Genomic DNA, 12835 nt, shown 5'->3' on the forward strand with positions numbered 1-12835 from the left:
TCATCTATTTTTAGAATCTCCCTTTTTTCATTCCTGACCGAACTGAAACGGTCTTTTTTTATGTTTCATTTTTTCTTCCTCCGCCTCTTCTTTCAATCCTGCTCGTTCCCTCACTTTTTCCATCATTTTAATAAAAGCGTAAAATTCATTTTCAATCTTTTTCAATTGTTCATGTAATTGTTCATTTTCGTTTTTAAATTCTTCTACTTTTTGTTCTAGAAAAGAGATTTTTTCACGCAAGCTTTTATTTTCTTCTTCCAACCGATTGTTCACCGGTTGGTGCTGTGTAGACTTTAAAAAAGCAATCACATCATCGATAGTGATTTCCGATCTTCCACCTGCTTCCTCATAATGAAGCAGCTTTTTTTCGGAATTTTTCTTTTCTTTTTGCTGTCTAAATTTTTTACGTTCCTGTTTCGCAAGTTCAATGTCTGTTTCATATTTTTTTCGCAAATATGAATTCCAGCGAAAACCGCATGCAGCAGCCGTTCTTGAAAGTTTCTCCGCAACGATCTCAAAAGCCTTTAGTTGTGTTCCGCCTTCGCGAATATGCTGCAAAACAATTTCTTTCAAGAGCAGATCTTCATCCTCTGTCCATGCATCTTGCCGTGTCACCGCCATTTGTTCATCCCTCCGTTTTGATTTGACTTTTTCTTAAAAATGATTTTTTAAAAATAGAATGAGATGTAACAAATCAATTGTTGCTTCCATTCTCTTTTCTAAATTTTGTGATGCGAGCTTTTTGCCTCATCTCAACTATTTCATGCAATTTTTAATAATATATATGCCTGTAATAGAAACGATAGAAGCACAGTTTTAGTTGAAAGGAAAAAGAATGTGCTTCTTTCATTGACATTTCTTCTGCTTCCTAAAAAGTTTTTTTTTGAAAATCGAGGGAGAATTGAGAGATGCATTAGTAAATTTGGAAGAAGCGGTTGTTCTAATTCGGCATTCGACATTTTCTTCACATCTTTTCCCATTCCGCCAGCAGGCTGGCTGTCAAAAAAGAGGATATTTTTTAGAGTCTAGCTTGGAGGAGATTTATGCTAAAAGGACAAATCTTCTACTCATATTCGTGAAGTCGTTCGCTTAACATTAGAGGAAGGATCGTTTTCTCGGCAGCTTCATGGAGCCTTAGGAATAAAGAGGATGCACAGATTGCAGAATGGATTAAGAAATTTTCAAAGATTCAAGGAAGCCTTTGTGCCAGGAGAAAAAATATGTATGTATTGAAAAGCTTTTTCTCGCGCTTTAATACAGAAAGTCCAAAACGATCAAGCCGTTCAAGCAGATCTTAAGCCGCATTTGCTTTCACAAAATGTAACGGCCTTTCCCCGACTGAATATCGAGAAAAGGCCGCAGCTAAATTGTCTACTTGACATGGGTATGGTCACTTTTCATTATTTGTTTACTACTTCTCTGCCTTTGTATGTTCCGCAAGATTTGCATACGCGGTGCGCCAGCTTCATTTCTCCGCAGTTTGGACATTCTACCATACCTGGAACTTGTAATTTAAAATGTGTACGGCGCAATCTTTTTTTCGTTTTGGATGTTCTTCTAAAAGGTACTGCCATTTTTCCCACCTCCTTACAGAGCAATGCTTTAAGAATCATTTTCTTTCTTATCCAATAACTTAGCTAAGCTAGCTAATCTTGGGTCAATTTTGTTTTGTTGTTCTTCCTCATTTATTAACTTCCAAAACTTTCCTTCTTGAGGTGCTGCTTCCTGCTTGTTTTCCTCTTCATCACTAAACACTTGAAGCGGAATTTCTAAAAGGACAAGCTCATGAATGATTGGCATTAAATCAATGACTTCTCCTTGAACAACATGTGTTTGCTCACTCGTTTCATACTCGTCGGAGCTAAACAAAAACGTTTCCGATGTGCGGATTTCAAATGGATATTTAACATCAACAAGTGTTCTTGCGCAAGGAAGCGTCATTTCGCCAGTAATTGTTAAATGAAAGATGACTTTCATAGAGCTTATATCTGCATGTCCTTGAACATGAACAGGAGTTATCTCCCGCAAATCAGGATGATTTTGGACAAGATCATATAGATCGACATCTTCATTGATTTGTAAGCCTTTTTTCTGCAGTTTATATAATTGATGAACAGACCATTTCAACATATATCACCTCAAGACAACAAAGGTTATTATAGCTTTCAAATAAGTATTTGTCAATATTTTTCCTTTACACTATAATATAGGCATTATTGCACAAATATATTGATGAATTGAAAAAGAAGGTGATGGAGTTGAAGGCGGTCGGAATTGTTGTAGAATATAACCCATTTCATAACGGTCATTTACACCATCTAGCCGAATCAAAGAAGAAAGCAAATGCTGATATTGTCATTGCAGTGATGAGCGGTCATTTCTTGCAAAGGGGAGAGCCGGCACTCGTCTCAAAATGGGCGAGAACAGAAATGGCTCTAGCAGGCGGCGCAGATTTAGTTTTTGAACTTCCGTTTGCCTTTTCAACGCAAAGCGCAGAAATTTTCGCCAGCGGCGCCGTGTCGATTTTAGATGCGCTTGGCTGTGATTCACTATGTTTCGGAAGCGAGGTCGGAAAAATTGACGCTTTTCTTGAAACATATGAACTGCTGGAGAAAAGAAGCGATGATTTCGTTCATCTTTTGAAAACAGCGCTTTCGAAAGGCAACAGTTATCCAAAGGCCGTTTCCATTGCTTTTCAAAAAATTGCTTCCGGGGAAAAAACGCTATTAGATTTAAGCAAACCGAACAATATATTAGGATTTCAATATGTCAAAGCCATTGTTCAACAAAAAAGCTCGATGAAGCCTCTTACAATCGAGAGAATTGGCGCCGGCTACCATGATGAATCATACCATCACCCGAGCATTGCCAGCGCAACAAGCATCCGAAAAAACATTGTTCATGAACAAAACTTGTCTTCCATGAAACATTATGTTCCGGAAAGTTCGTTTCGCATTTTACTGAATTATAAACAAACTTATTCAGCCTTTCACGATTGGGAGCTTTACTTTCCATTTTTAAAATATTCTATATTGTCCAAAACTTTAACAGAATTAAAAGAAATATATGAAATGGACGAAGGCTTGGAACACCGCGTTGTTCACCATATTAAAAGGGCTGCATCATTCCACCAGTTTCTATCTCTCTTGAAAACGAAAAGATACACATGGACAAGATTGCAAAGATTATGCACCTATCTTTTGACCAATACGAAAAAAGAAGAAATGGCGAGCATATTAAAAACGAAAAAAGCCCCGTATATTCGTTTGCTCGGAATGTCAGGGCGGGGGCAAAGCTATTTGCAAGCTGTTAAAAAACAGTTGGAGCTGCCGCTTATTTCTAAAGTTTCGTCCTATTCTTCAGATGTATTGGAAATGGATCTCAGAGCGACAAATGTTTATGCGCTCATCCTCAACGAACCTGCCGCAACCGAGTTTATGAAGCTCGAGTATACAATGCCTCCTATACGTTACGGGCTTCCTTAACCGGAAGTCCTCATTGTTTCTAAATAATGGACGGCATCATCAAATGTATCCACCGGTATGATTTTCATATCAGAATGAATGGAGTCTCGTGTCTTCAGCGCTTCTTCATAATCGGAGCCTCTCTTGCCGTTTTCGTTAGGGGCAAAAAATATATCAATCCCAGCACGGTCTGCTGCTATCACTTTTTGTGAAATGCCGCCGATCGGACCTATCTCCCCTTTTTCATTAATCGTTCCTGTTCCAGCAATATCTAATCCTTTTGTTAAATCCGTTTTCGTCAGCTGATCGTAAATTTCAAGAGCCATCATCAGACCTGCTGAAGGACCGCCGATGTCTTTTGTATTGATAGTAATACCTGGTGAAGTCGTCAATTTTTTATCCGTCACGACGCCAACACCGAGACCCGTTTTATTAGGATAACCAGGAATTTGGACAAGTTCTACTGATGTTTCAATTATTTTTCCATCTCTGTTTATTTTTAGTGATATATGATCGCCTTTTTTCTTCCCTTTTAAATAATCAGTGAATTGCTCTGAAGTTTTTATATTCATTCCATCGGCTTCGACGATTCGGTCGCCAACTTTTAATTTTTCCCTTGCCGGTACTTCTTTCATAACCTCCAATACTGTAACGCCATTATTTTGAATAGTAATTTTTTTGCCGGCTTCTTTATAGGCGATGGTAATCGCAGCTTTTTGTGAAGCTTCCATTATATGTATTTGACGTTTTATATATTCCTCATCAGATTCATCTTCTTGGCGGACATGTTGAATCGGCATAATCTCATAATCATTCTGCATTTTCGCCCATAAATACGTAAATAATGTTGCTCTCCCGAAACGGACTGTTGTTAACGAAAAGCTGCCCTCTTCCTTATATCCGTTTTCAACATGAATCATATTGGATAAATCATTGACCAATCCCGGTTTTGTAATATAATAAGGGAGCTTGATGAAGGAACCGGAGAGTGCGACAATGATGCTGATGATAAGAGAAATAATAATGCGTTTACTTTTCATGATTGGTCTCCTTCCATTGGTTGATCTTATTCTTGATCTCATCAATATGTTTCGTTGCTTCCTCTTCACCGAGTTTAATAATTTCATCAATTTTCGTAAACGCTCCGCTGTGAAAATGTTCAACACGCGGGCAGATCACTACATCTGATGTTATTCGATGCTGCGCTAACTCATTTTGCATAATGTCTAAACTCCGCATAATGACATCAAAAATGGACTGAATGCGAGCTTCTTTTTTGACATGTGATACATCGACCGCTATTACGATATCAGCCCCCATTTCTTTCACCGCTGAAACGGGAACCCGTTCAATCACTCCTCCGTCAACTAATAACGAGCCGTTATAAGAAAAAGGAACAAAAATTCCCGGAATCGAAATGCTTGCCCGAACGGCATCCGCAACAGGACCTTTTCGAAAAACAACTTTTTTCCCTTCATTTAAATCGGTTGCAACGACCGCTAAAGGAATCGGCAAATCTTCTATATTTTGATTTCGGGTAAAAATTCGAATTAACTGTTTAATGCGGTCTCCTTGAATAAACCCCATTTTTGGAACGGTCACATCGATAAAATATTTTCGTTTAAATGCTGCCGCCAATTTATACATTTGTTCAACAGTTAAGCCTGAGGCATAAAAGCTTCCTACAAGGGCCCCCATGCTCGAACCGGAAATCATATCAATCGGTATTTCATGCTGCTTCAACACTTTCAAAACACCCAGATGAGCAAACCCTCTAGCTCCCCCGGAACCTAACGCCACACCAATTGTTGGATGTTTCGGCATAAACGGAGCCCCCTTTCATGAATTTGTTATTCATCATATGGTCTAAAATGCCACCCTATTCACGTATATTGAATTATAGGTTGTACGAAAACCTCTTATTCATTCTATCATGTCAGCTTATACGTGTGCAGTTTTCAATAGGGGGCATAACAATTGAAAGAGGCAAAAATTAAAACTGCTTTATACGCAACCGTTATTTTCTTTATCACCTGCGCGATTATTTTTTTTCCTGACGCCTCACTTGAGGCATCAAAGCGGGGATTACATATGTGGTGGAACATTGTTTTTCCTTCCTTGCTGCCTTTTTTTATTGTCTCGGAAATTCTTATATCAATCGGTGTGGTCCGTTTTATCGGCGTGTTTTTAGAACCGCTTATGCGGCCCGTTTTTAAAGTTCCAGGAGCAGGGGGATTCGTTTGGGCAATGGGGATGGCTTCCGGATTCCCCGCCGGGGCAAAATTAACTGCAAGATTAAGACAAGAAAACCAGATCTCAAGACATGAAGCGGAAAGGCTTGTGTCTTTTTCCAACTCTTCAAATCCGCTATTTATTTTCGGAGCTGTGTCAATAGGTTTTTTTCAAGATAAAAATCTCGGATTGCTGCTGGCCGTTTCGCATTATTTAGGAAATGTTTTCGTCGGGCTAACGATGAGATTTTGGGGAAAAGATGAAAAAAAGCCGCAAAAGGAAACAGTACATTCGAAGCCATCATTTAAAAAAGCGTTTCAGCTTATGCACGAAATGAGAATGCAAAATGAAAAACCTCTTGGAAAAATGCTCGGGGATGCCGTTCTCAATTCTGTCCAAACGCTGCTCGTCATCGGGGGCTTTATCATTTTGTTTTCGGTATTAAATCAAATTTTAAGCATCGTTCATGTGGCGGACATAGCAGCAACTTTCATATCGTCTTTGTTTATTCTTGTTCATATACCGACTGAGCTTTCCGTTCCGTTTTTTTCCGGACTGTTTGAAATAACATTAGGTAGCCAGCTTACAAGCCAGGCACAAGCCGCCATGCTGGATAAGGTGATCATCACAAGCTTTATATTGGCATTCAGCGGCTTCTCCGTTCAAGCACAAGTGGCAAGCATTTTAGCAGAAACAGACATCCGCTTTAAGCCTTTTTTCTTCGCCCGCATTATGCAAGGGATTTTTTCAAGCCTCTCTGCTTTGATCTTATTCAAGCCTTTATATATCGATCTATTGTCAAAGAATGAAGGTTATGCACCGGCATTTATATTTGAAAAAACGCCAAGCTTTCTCACGGAGTATTGGCTGCTCCTTTCCAAAGTCGGCCCCGTTATCACGATTTGCACGCTCATTGTGTATATTTTGATTTACTACTTTCGTTTAAGAAATAAAAGTGGAACATAAGAAAAGGTTCGGAAACCAAAATTTTCCGAACCTCAAAAAATTATTTTTTATACATATGCTCATATTTTTTCTTTAATGCTTCTTCCACTTCATACGGTACAAGCTCAGAAACTTTTCCGCCGTATTTAGCGACTTCTTTAACAATACTTGAACTTAAAAACGAATACTGATTGTTTGTCATCATAAAAAAAGTTTCTATATTTTCATCCAGCACTCTGTTCACTGATGTGATTTGCATTTCATATTCAAAATCAGAAACAGCCCGAAGGCCTCTCAATATAGCGTTCGCATTTTTGCTTCTCGCATAATCAACGAGCAGCCCTTGAAAGGATTCAATGTATACGTTTGGTAAGTTGCCCGTTACCTTTCTCAGCAGTTCACATCTTTCTTCTACAGTAAATAGCGGCTTTTTTGAAGAATTGTTTAAAACGCAAACATACACTTTTTCAAATACATTTGCCCCCCGCTTTATGATGTCTAAATGTCCATATGTAACGGGATCAAAGCTTCCCGGACAGACTGCAATGCTTGCCAAAATAAATACCCCCATCCGACTTCAAACATTTTGATACAAAGATACACTTGTTATACCATATCTCTCAGACTTCGTTTTTGCAAGTGATAAAACTTGGTCTGGCAATGTTACTTCATAGCTATGTTCGCACACAACGACACCATCCGTTGACAATAAAGACTGCTCATGAATTACCTTTAGAATAGATTCTAATTTTTGTTTTTTATAAGGCGGATCCAGAAATATGATCCGAAACTTCAGCCCGCGTTTGCTGACAGCTTTTAACGCTTGATCAGCGCTGGTGCGATATACTTCAGAACAGTCGTTTAACTTTAAATTTTCTAAATTCTCTCGAATCGTTTGAATCGCTTTCATATCTTTATCAATAAAAATAGAGCATTCTATCCCTCTTGATAAAGCTTCTATTCCAAGACTGCCGCTACCGGCAAACAAATCTAAAGCAAGTCCCCCTTCAAAATATGGTCCGATCATGTTAAATATTGCTTCTTTTACTTTATCTGTCGTCGGTCTTGTCGTCTTTCCAGGAACCGATTTTAATGCTCGTCCTTTTAATGCACCGGAAACCACTCTCATACCATTCACCACAACTTGACAAAATTCCTTTTGGCTCGGAATAATATTAACATAGAAAATGTAAGATCATCAATTAAATTTGACAGCCTTTTTTTTGCAGAAGCGAGTATAATTTTTTGCCAATTGACCATAATGAAAGTGACAACATCAGTTGTGATGGTGTTGTTGCCAACCGCGGAGAAGACTTACGTTTCCCCATAAGTTCTTCCTCCGGTTTCTCCTCTCCCTTTCCCTTCTGCTTTGAAGATTTTGCTTCAAAGCTAGGAAGGATCCTGCAGATCCAATCTGCAGGCTTTTTTTTATTCTTTCAATTCTTCCATTTTCATGATACATTTATTTACGGACAAAAGCGCAATACATTTAGCTTATGAATTTAGCAACCAAATACCCATTGGAGGAAGGATAAAAATGATCCAGCGATTTATTGAACTAGGAGAAGGATATTCAGATATATACGAATTATTGGAAATCGCAAAAAGAAATCAAGACCGGATTTCGCACTTTCTAGTCCTTTATACAGTAAAAAATGGAAAAGAGGTTTGTTCGCTCGTCATTGTGTTAAAACCGACGGAGATAGGTGATTTCCAACCTCTTTATATTTGCCGGGAAGGCATCCCAAATCCGCAGAAAAAAACGAACAAACGATTTGAACTTTTTCAACAGGCTGCCGAAACATATGGTCATGAGCTGATCGAGCTTGTTGTAAAGCCCTCAGACCAATTTTCTGATGTTGAATTGTATTACCAGCATTTAATCGGCATATTGCGGATGAACCGATACATACCTTCTTTACAATAGTAGGACAGCCTAAATTCTCGGCTGTCCTATTTATAATCCAATTTTATAATCATATTCTTTTGCTTTATCCACTTTTGATTCAAATTCAATTTTTAAAAGCGGTCTGTAAGAAGGTTCGACCCTTTTTACGAAAGAAAATGATGCAATGGTGTCCATTATTTCGTCTATTTGTTCTCTATCACAATAAAGGACAACATATTTCATTTTTTTTGAAACATAATGAATGTTTCCAAATTTCCGCAAACTTTTTACATATTTTAAAGAATGCAGCCAAACAATAATTCCCTGTCTTTTTTCAAACATCCCGATTCTCCTTTTCCTTTGCTTCTAAACCCGTTTAAGCTGAACAGCCGCATGCTCCGCCTGATGCGCATCCACAGCTAGGCATCATTTCAAAATAAGGGTTTCCAGTCGGAACTTTAATGGCTGTTGAAACAGCTCGTCCGATATACATGCTGATTTCATCGAGAAGTTTTTGAATTTCTTTTTCCGCTTTTTTAAATGCAGCGACTTTATCATTTAAATCAAGTTCTCTTTTAATTTCCCTCATTTCGCTTTTAATTCGATTATAATCAGGATGATATTTGCCAAATCTCATGACATCCTCGTATTGCTCTTTTATTTTGACAAATTTTTGAATGATTGTTTGAGCTTCTTGATCATTTTGCAAATTATATAATGAACGCCGATATTCGATCGCAAGTTCTGATTCTGTTATCATTTTTGCTAAAGCTTCCGCTTCATCTAAAAGCAGAACGCTTTCCATTGACGTAACCATTAAGATCACACCTCCAATATTGATTGTAGCACGAACATCATCTTATTTACAACGCCTGCGTTTCTCATATATTTACAATCCATTCTTTTTTCAATTGATAGCTGGTTGAATCATTATATACTAATTCCAGGTTGATTGTGTGCCGCCCTTTAGACAATCCTTTTATAATAAATGCAGCAGAATAAATATCACTTTTTTTCTTTCCATCAATATATAATACGATATGACCTTCTCCTTCTTTTTTCGTGTTCCGTTCACCGTTAAATGTAAAATCAGGCACATAGCATTCTACATAAACGTTGTTTCCTTCTACATGATGACGAACTTGAAATTTTCTTATTTGGCTGTTCATCGTTTCAATGGCATTTCTGTCGGATTCATGAATTTCTGTCGGAACGATGCTGTCTTTTTTATTTCCTTCCGGTACCGGTTTTTCTGGGGAACAAGCCGCCATAACCGTGAGAAGCGTCAGCATTGCGAGCCATTTCATTTGCATAATCATTGATGCCTCCTTTTTCATATATTTTCAACACTTTATGTAAAAACATGTGCTTAAAAATAAAAAAGACGCTGACGCGTCATTCACAAATTCGGAAGCTGCTGAGTGCGGAATACAAACAAAAACCCGTTTTTTTCATTCCATTAGGAAAAATGATTATTTTCTTACAAACACATTTGAACCGTTAATTTTCGCGAAATGCTTGTAGCATCGCCAGCATCATCGACATCATTTGAATAGAATTCGAAAATTTTTCTATTTTATGCGGCAGAGTTAGATAATAGTCATTTGCCATGCTAATTTCCATTTTCTCAAGAAATTCAGGATGTCTAGTCAAGGTGCGGTACCAATATGGCTTTTCGCGAATGTATTGCTTTAAAAGGGGATTTTGTTGAATATATAAATACAAGTCCTTTCTCATTGTTATTAATCCTTTCTAAACGATAAGGGATGCGAATGATTCGGATCTGATTTGCGGCTGCTCTCGATCTCTTTTAAAAGATTTTGAATGGTTGAAATCGCATCATTCATTTTATATAAATGTTCGTTTACCGTCTCCACATCTAAATGCTGAAAAGTTTGTAAAATATTTTTCAGAAAATCACCTTGTTGATGTTTACGGCTTTTCATACTGTTTGATCGGTATTTATTCCACAAAGGATCTTCCTCACCTAAAAGCTGCCAATCTTCATAAATCTCCTTCCATGTTTTCTTTTCTTTGCGGACTTCTTCTATTAATTTTGGATGTTTTTTAATAAATTGTTTAAACAATTCGAGTTTTGATAACGATTTTGTTTTCATGCGATCACCTCATAAACGTTTTTCTTATATTTAATATATCGATAACGGAAAAATTGGTGATAAAATGAAAAAGCGAGCCTCTTCATTTGGCCCGCTTTGCAATAAAATTTTGCGTATAAAATTTTTCATACACTCCTACCCCTATATGTGTGAACCGTTCATCAAGAAGCGTTTTTCGGTGTCCTTCACTATTCAGCCAGCCTTCGACTACGTCAATTCCATCCATATATCCATGCGCAATATTTTCACCAGCCATTTCAAAATGAACCCCAGCCGATGTCAAACGATCGGAAAGAGAGCCTCTCTCAGGCGACACATGAGAAAAATATCCTTTTTCACTCATTTCCTTGCTGTGAGAATAAGCGACTTTCGCTGTGCTTTCTTCCTGCTTAAGAGGACTTAAACCATTTATTGTTCGAATTACATTTGTTATGTCAACAATTTGTTGTTCTTCCCCGTATTCAATTTTCCGCTGCTCTTCCTCTGTTATAGGCTCTGCCTCTAAAAGCTCGCCTCTATATACAACTTCATATGGACGCTGTTTTACTAATGTTTGAACATCAAAAGCTCTAATGCTCGATAACGTTCCAGTGAATTTATCCATATACAACTGAACATAAAGATCATCATTCAAACGGACTGTCGGCCTGACATTCAGATCATCCTCCGACAGCTCGAACCGGTATGAGTTTAAACCAATATCTGCTGTGACAAATGAATTGGGAGCGACAATATGAAATACTTGGGTAGACGGCTGGCCAATTTGAAACGGATCTACATTTACTTCTTTTCCAATAGCAAAAACTGTAACGACCTTTCCGTTTAAAACACCGAATTGCTTGTATTGCTGCAAATCATCTCGGTATATCCACCATTCATAATCATATCTTGATGGATCAATCCGATCAGGTTTGCCAAAAGTTTTTAGTACTTCTTTGGAAGATCTTCCGACAAATGAGATAACTCCTTCCCCCACTTTTATTTCTTTGTCCGTTTTCTCTTGAAAATTTTGCTGTTCCGGAGGCAGTACTGGTTCCTTTTGAAAGGTGACATATACGATATATGTTAATGTAATAATTACAAATATCAATATAATTCTTGTAACTCTTTTCAGTTCAATTCCCCTCTTCTTTCTTTGTTTCTTATATATTCTGTTTTAAGTCATTTTAATCAAAAATGGGGAAATTTTGCAAACATTTCATGAAAAATTCACTTCTTTCATTTAAATGGTGTAGTTTTTGTCTTCTCATCATGTAAAACAACGTTCTGTTATAATGCCAACAACCTTTCCATCCTCAACAACCGGCAAATGATGAATATGATGAGCTGCAAGCATCTCAGCTGCGTCTTCTGCTGATGCATCAGGAGTGATCGTAACAACATCGTCGTTCATTACATCCGTAATTTTCGTAGAACCAGGACGTTTTTCTGCAATTCCTTTTGTCACAAGATCACGATCGGTTATGATTCCTGCTAATTGATCATTTTCAACGATTAAAACGGCATCAGCATTTGACTCTTTCATTTTCACAGCCGCTTCAAACACATTATCTAACGGTGTGCAAAAAATACAATTTGTTGACATAATTTCCTTTACCTTTTTCAATGAGGACACCTCTTATGCTTTTTGATCTATTATGGGAAATTTCGATTTTCTTTATTCGCTCTCCATTTGAATACCGAATTTTATTTGAACATTGTGTAAATGCTATATATATAACATTGCATGTTTTAATTATTCATACTATTATTAAACAGTAGAGAGAAATCAATTTTTTGTTCGAAGCGCTTAGGAGGGAAATACATATGAAATTTGAACAAATCGGCCTGGAAGGGCTGACGGTGGAATTGTCTCACCTTAAGGATGCGTTGTCAGAATTAGGTTTTATCCTTGCCGGCCAATGGGATTATGACCGTGTGACGTTTGACAAGAAATTTGAGCATAAGGGCGATGTTTTTTATTTAAGAGTACAAGGATATTGTATTGAAGGCGATGTGGGAGGCCGCTACGCACTTATTAAATTGCTAACTCCAATATTAGGGAAACATTATTATCCTCATGGTGTCGAATATGGAGAGGATGAACATTTTCCAGCTGTCATCGTTGAGTCGAGCGAAAAACTGTTAAAGCGGGCAAAAGAAGCGATTGAAAGCTTAACTGTTTGAAAAACTGCAGGCAAATAACCTGC

Annotated in this window: 19 protein-coding genes; 4 read left to right on the plus strand and 15 right to left on the minus strand. The window is 37.7% G+C overall.

Annotated elements, in window-relative coordinates; all coding sequences use genetic code 11:
• Positions 1 to 27: 27 nt before the first annotated feature.
• The 3 genes from RI196_RS11280 to RI196_RS11290 all read right to left on the minus strand — a co-directional run bounded on the left by RI196_RS11280 (position 28) and on the right by RI196_RS11290 (position 2127).
• A complete protein-coding gene (locus RI196_RS11280; RefSeq protein ID WP_066251829.1) occupies positions 28 to 621 on the minus strand; it encodes an RsfA family transcriptional regulator in 594 nt (197 codons plus the stop codon).
• Positions 622 to 1400: 779 nt separating this feature from the next.
• On the minus strand, positions 1401 to 1574 hold the full coding sequence (gene rpmF / locus RI196_RS11285; protein WP_063388509.1) for a 50S ribosomal protein L32: 174 nt from the start codon (positions 1572 to 1574) through the stop codon (positions 1401 to 1403).
• A gap of 28 nt (positions 1575 to 1602) precedes the next feature.
• Complete coding sequence (locus tag RI196_RS11290; protein WP_311067354.1) at positions 1603 to 2127, minus strand: YceD family protein; 525 nt, start codon at positions 2125 to 2127, stop codon at positions 1603 to 1605.
• 131 nt (positions 2128 to 2258) lie between these two features.
• Between RI196_RS11290 and RI196_RS11295 the strand changes: the two genes are divergently transcribed.
• Complete coding sequence (locus RI196_RS11295; RefSeq protein ID WP_066251837.1) at positions 2259 to 3485, plus strand: nucleotidyltransferase; 1227 nt, start codon at positions 2259 to 2261, stop codon at positions 3483 to 3485.
• Here the strand turns inward: RI196_RS11295 and RI196_RS11300 are convergent.
• Both RI196_RS11300 and RI196_RS11305 read right to left on the minus strand, forming a co-directional pair.
• A complete protein-coding gene (locus RI196_RS11300; protein ID WP_311066254.1) occupies positions 3482 to 4504 on the minus strand; it encodes a SepM family pheromone-processing serine protease in 1023 nt (340 codons plus the stop codon). The two genes, RI196_RS11295 and RI196_RS11300, sit on opposite strands and share 4 nt — an antisense overlap.
• Positions 4494 to 5288 (minus strand): patatin-like phospholipase family protein, encoded by a 795-nt coding sequence (locus RI196_RS11305; RefSeq protein WP_063388513.1) that lies wholly within the window; start codon positions 5286 to 5288, stop codon positions 4494 to 4496. The genes RI196_RS11300 and RI196_RS11305 overlap by 11 nt, the downstream gene beginning before the upstream one ends.
• Before the next feature lie 153 nt (positions 5289 to 5441).
• Between RI196_RS11305 and spoVV the strand changes: the two genes are divergently transcribed.
• Positions 5442 to 6662 carry a dipicolinic acid transporter SpoVV gene (gene spoVV, locus RI196_RS11310; protein ID WP_133309190.1) on the plus strand — a complete coding sequence of 407 codons (1221 nt, stop codon included), beginning with the start codon at positions 5442 to 5444 and terminating at the stop codon, positions 6660 to 6662.
• A gap of 40 nt (positions 6663 to 6702) precedes the next feature.
• Here the strand turns inward: spoVV and coaD are convergent, their stop codons facing one another.
• From coaD to RI196_RS11325, 3 genes are all read right to left on the minus strand, one after another.
• Positions 6703 to 7197 carry a pantetheine-phosphate adenylyltransferase gene (coaD, locus tag RI196_RS11315; protein ID WP_063388514.1) on the minus strand — a complete coding sequence of 165 codons (495 nt, stop codon included), beginning with the start codon at positions 7195 to 7197 and terminating at the stop codon, positions 6703 to 6705.
• 21 nt (positions 7198 to 7218) lie between these two features.
• Positions 7219 to 7770 (minus strand): 16S rRNA (guanine(966)-N(2))-methyltransferase RsmD, encoded by a 552-nt coding sequence (gene rsmD, locus RI196_RS11320; protein ID WP_066251986.1) that lies wholly within the window; start codon positions 7768 to 7770, stop codon positions 7219 to 7221.
• A gap of 73 nt (positions 7771 to 7843) precedes the next feature.
• Positions 7844 to 7969, minus strand: a complete 126-nt coding sequence (locus tag RI196_RS11325; RefSeq protein ID WP_311066255.1) for a hypothetical protein — start codon at positions 7967 to 7969, stop codon at positions 7844 to 7846.
• 209 nt (positions 7970 to 8178) lie between these two features.
• On the opposite strand from RI196_RS11325, the gene RI196_RS11330 reads away from it, so the two are divergent.
• Complete coding sequence (locus RI196_RS11330; protein ID WP_063388516.1) at positions 8179 to 8568, plus strand: DUF7147 family protein; 390 nt, start codon at positions 8179 to 8181, stop codon at positions 8566 to 8568.
• Between the two features lie 30 nt (positions 8569 to 8598).
• On the opposite strand, the gene RI196_RS11335 is transcribed toward RI196_RS11330, so the two are convergent.
• The 7 genes from RI196_RS11335 to RI196_RS11365 form a co-directional block, all read right to left on the minus strand.
• Positions 8599 to 8871, minus strand: coding sequence for a YlbG family protein (locus tag RI196_RS11335; protein WP_063388517.1), 273 nt, complete (start codon positions 8869 to 8871; stop codon positions 8599 to 8601).
• Between the two features lie 34 nt (positions 8872 to 8905).
• Positions 8906 to 9346, minus strand: a complete 441-nt coding sequence (locus tag RI196_RS11340) for a YlbF/YmcA family competence regulator (RefSeq protein ID WP_063388518.1) — start codon at positions 9344 to 9346, stop codon at positions 8906 to 8908.
• 64 nt (positions 9347 to 9410) lie between these two features.
• Positions 9411 to 9848, minus strand: coding sequence for a hypothetical protein (locus RI196_RS11345; protein WP_063388519.1), 438 nt, complete (start codon positions 9846 to 9848; stop codon positions 9411 to 9413).
• 181 nt (positions 9849 to 10029) lie between these two features.
• A complete protein-coding gene (locus RI196_RS11350) occupies positions 10030 to 10266 on the minus strand; it encodes a YlbE-like family protein (RefSeq protein ID WP_063388520.1) in 237 nt (78 codons plus the stop codon).
• Positions 10267 to 10271: 5 nt separating this feature from the next.
• A complete protein-coding gene (locus tag RI196_RS11355) occupies positions 10272 to 10646 on the minus strand; it encodes a YlbD family protein (RefSeq protein ID WP_063388521.1) in 375 nt (124 codons plus the stop codon).
• An 82-nt stretch (positions 10647 to 10728) separates the two neighbouring features.
• A complete protein-coding gene (locus tag RI196_RS11360; RefSeq protein ID WP_066251847.1) occupies positions 10729 to 11760 on the minus strand; it encodes a CAP domain-containing protein in 1032 nt (343 codons plus the stop codon).
• A 135-nt stretch (positions 11761 to 11895) separates the two neighbouring features.
• Positions 11896 to 12252, minus strand: a complete 357-nt coding sequence (locus RI196_RS11365) for a CBS domain-containing protein (RefSeq protein ID WP_094246106.1) — start codon at positions 12250 to 12252, stop codon at positions 11896 to 11898.
• A 200-nt stretch (positions 12253 to 12452) separates the two neighbouring features.
• On the opposite strand from RI196_RS11365, the gene RI196_RS11370 reads away from it, so the two are divergent.
• Positions 12453 to 12812: a YugN family protein gene (locus RI196_RS11370; RefSeq protein ID WP_063388524.1), complete on the plus strand. Its 360-nt coding sequence runs from the start codon at positions 12453 to 12455 to the stop codon at positions 12810 to 12812.
• The last annotated feature ends 23 nt before the right edge of the window (positions 12813 to 12835 follow it).

It is taken from the genome of Aeribacillus composti (genome assembly GCF_031760945.1).
GTDB classification, from domain to species: Bacteria; Bacillota; Bacilli; order Bacillales; family Aeribacillaceae; genus Aeribacillus; species Aeribacillus composti.

What these genes read in the sequence shown, in the direction of transcription:
- rpmF (WP_063388509.1), bottom strand. Translation starts at nt 1,574, where the DNA reads ATGGCAGTACCTTTTAGAAGAACATCCAAAACGAAAAAAAGATTGCGC.
- RI196_RS11325 (WP_311066255.1), bottom strand. Translation starts at nt 7,969, where the DNA reads ATGGGGAAACGTAAGTCTTCTCCGCGGTTGGCAACAACACCATCACAA.
- RI196_RS11355 (WP_063388521.1), bottom strand. Translation starts at nt 10,646, where the DNA reads ATGAAAACAAAATCGTTATCAAAACTCGAATTGTTTAAACAATTTATT.
- RI196_RS11280 (WP_066251829.1), bottom strand. Translation starts at nt 621, where the DNA reads ATGGCGGTGACACGGCAAGATGCATGGACAGAGGATGAAGATCTGCTC.
- RI196_RS11370 (WP_063388524.1), top strand. Translation starts at nt 12,453, where the DNA reads ATGAAATTTGAACAAATCGGCCTGGAAGGGCTGACGGTGGAATTGTCT.
- RI196_RS11300 (WP_311066254.1), bottom strand. Translation starts at nt 4,504, where the DNA reads ATGAAAAGTAAACGCATTATTATTTCTCTTATCATCAGCATCATTGTC.
- RI196_RS11340 (WP_063388518.1), bottom strand. Translation starts at nt 9,346, where the DNA reads ATGGTTACGTCAATGGAAAGCGTTCTGCTTTTAGATGAAGCGGAAGCT.
- rsmD (WP_066251986.1), bottom strand. Translation starts at nt 7,770, where the DNA reads ATGAGAGTGGTTTCCGGTGCATTAAAAGGACGAGCATTAAAATCGGTT.
- RI196_RS11345 (WP_063388519.1), bottom strand. Translation starts at nt 9,848, where the DNA reads ATGATTATGCAAATGAAATGGCTCGCAATGCTGACGCTTCTCACGGTT.
- RI196_RS11335 (WP_063388517.1), bottom strand. Translation starts at nt 8,871, where the DNA reads ATGTTTGAAAAAAGACAGGGAATTATTGTTTGGCTGCATTCTTTAAAA.
- RI196_RS11330 (WP_063388516.1), top strand. Translation starts at nt 8,179, where the DNA reads ATGATCCAGCGATTTATTGAACTAGGAGAAGGATATTCAGATATATAC.
- RI196_RS11350 (WP_063388520.1), bottom strand. Translation starts at nt 10,266, where the DNA reads ATGAGAAAGGACTTGTATTTATATATTCAACAAAATCCCCTTTTAAAG.
- RI196_RS11305 (WP_063388513.1), bottom strand. Translation starts at nt 5,288, where the DNA reads ATGCCGAAACATCCAACAATTGGTGTGGCGTTAGGTTCCGGGGGAGCT.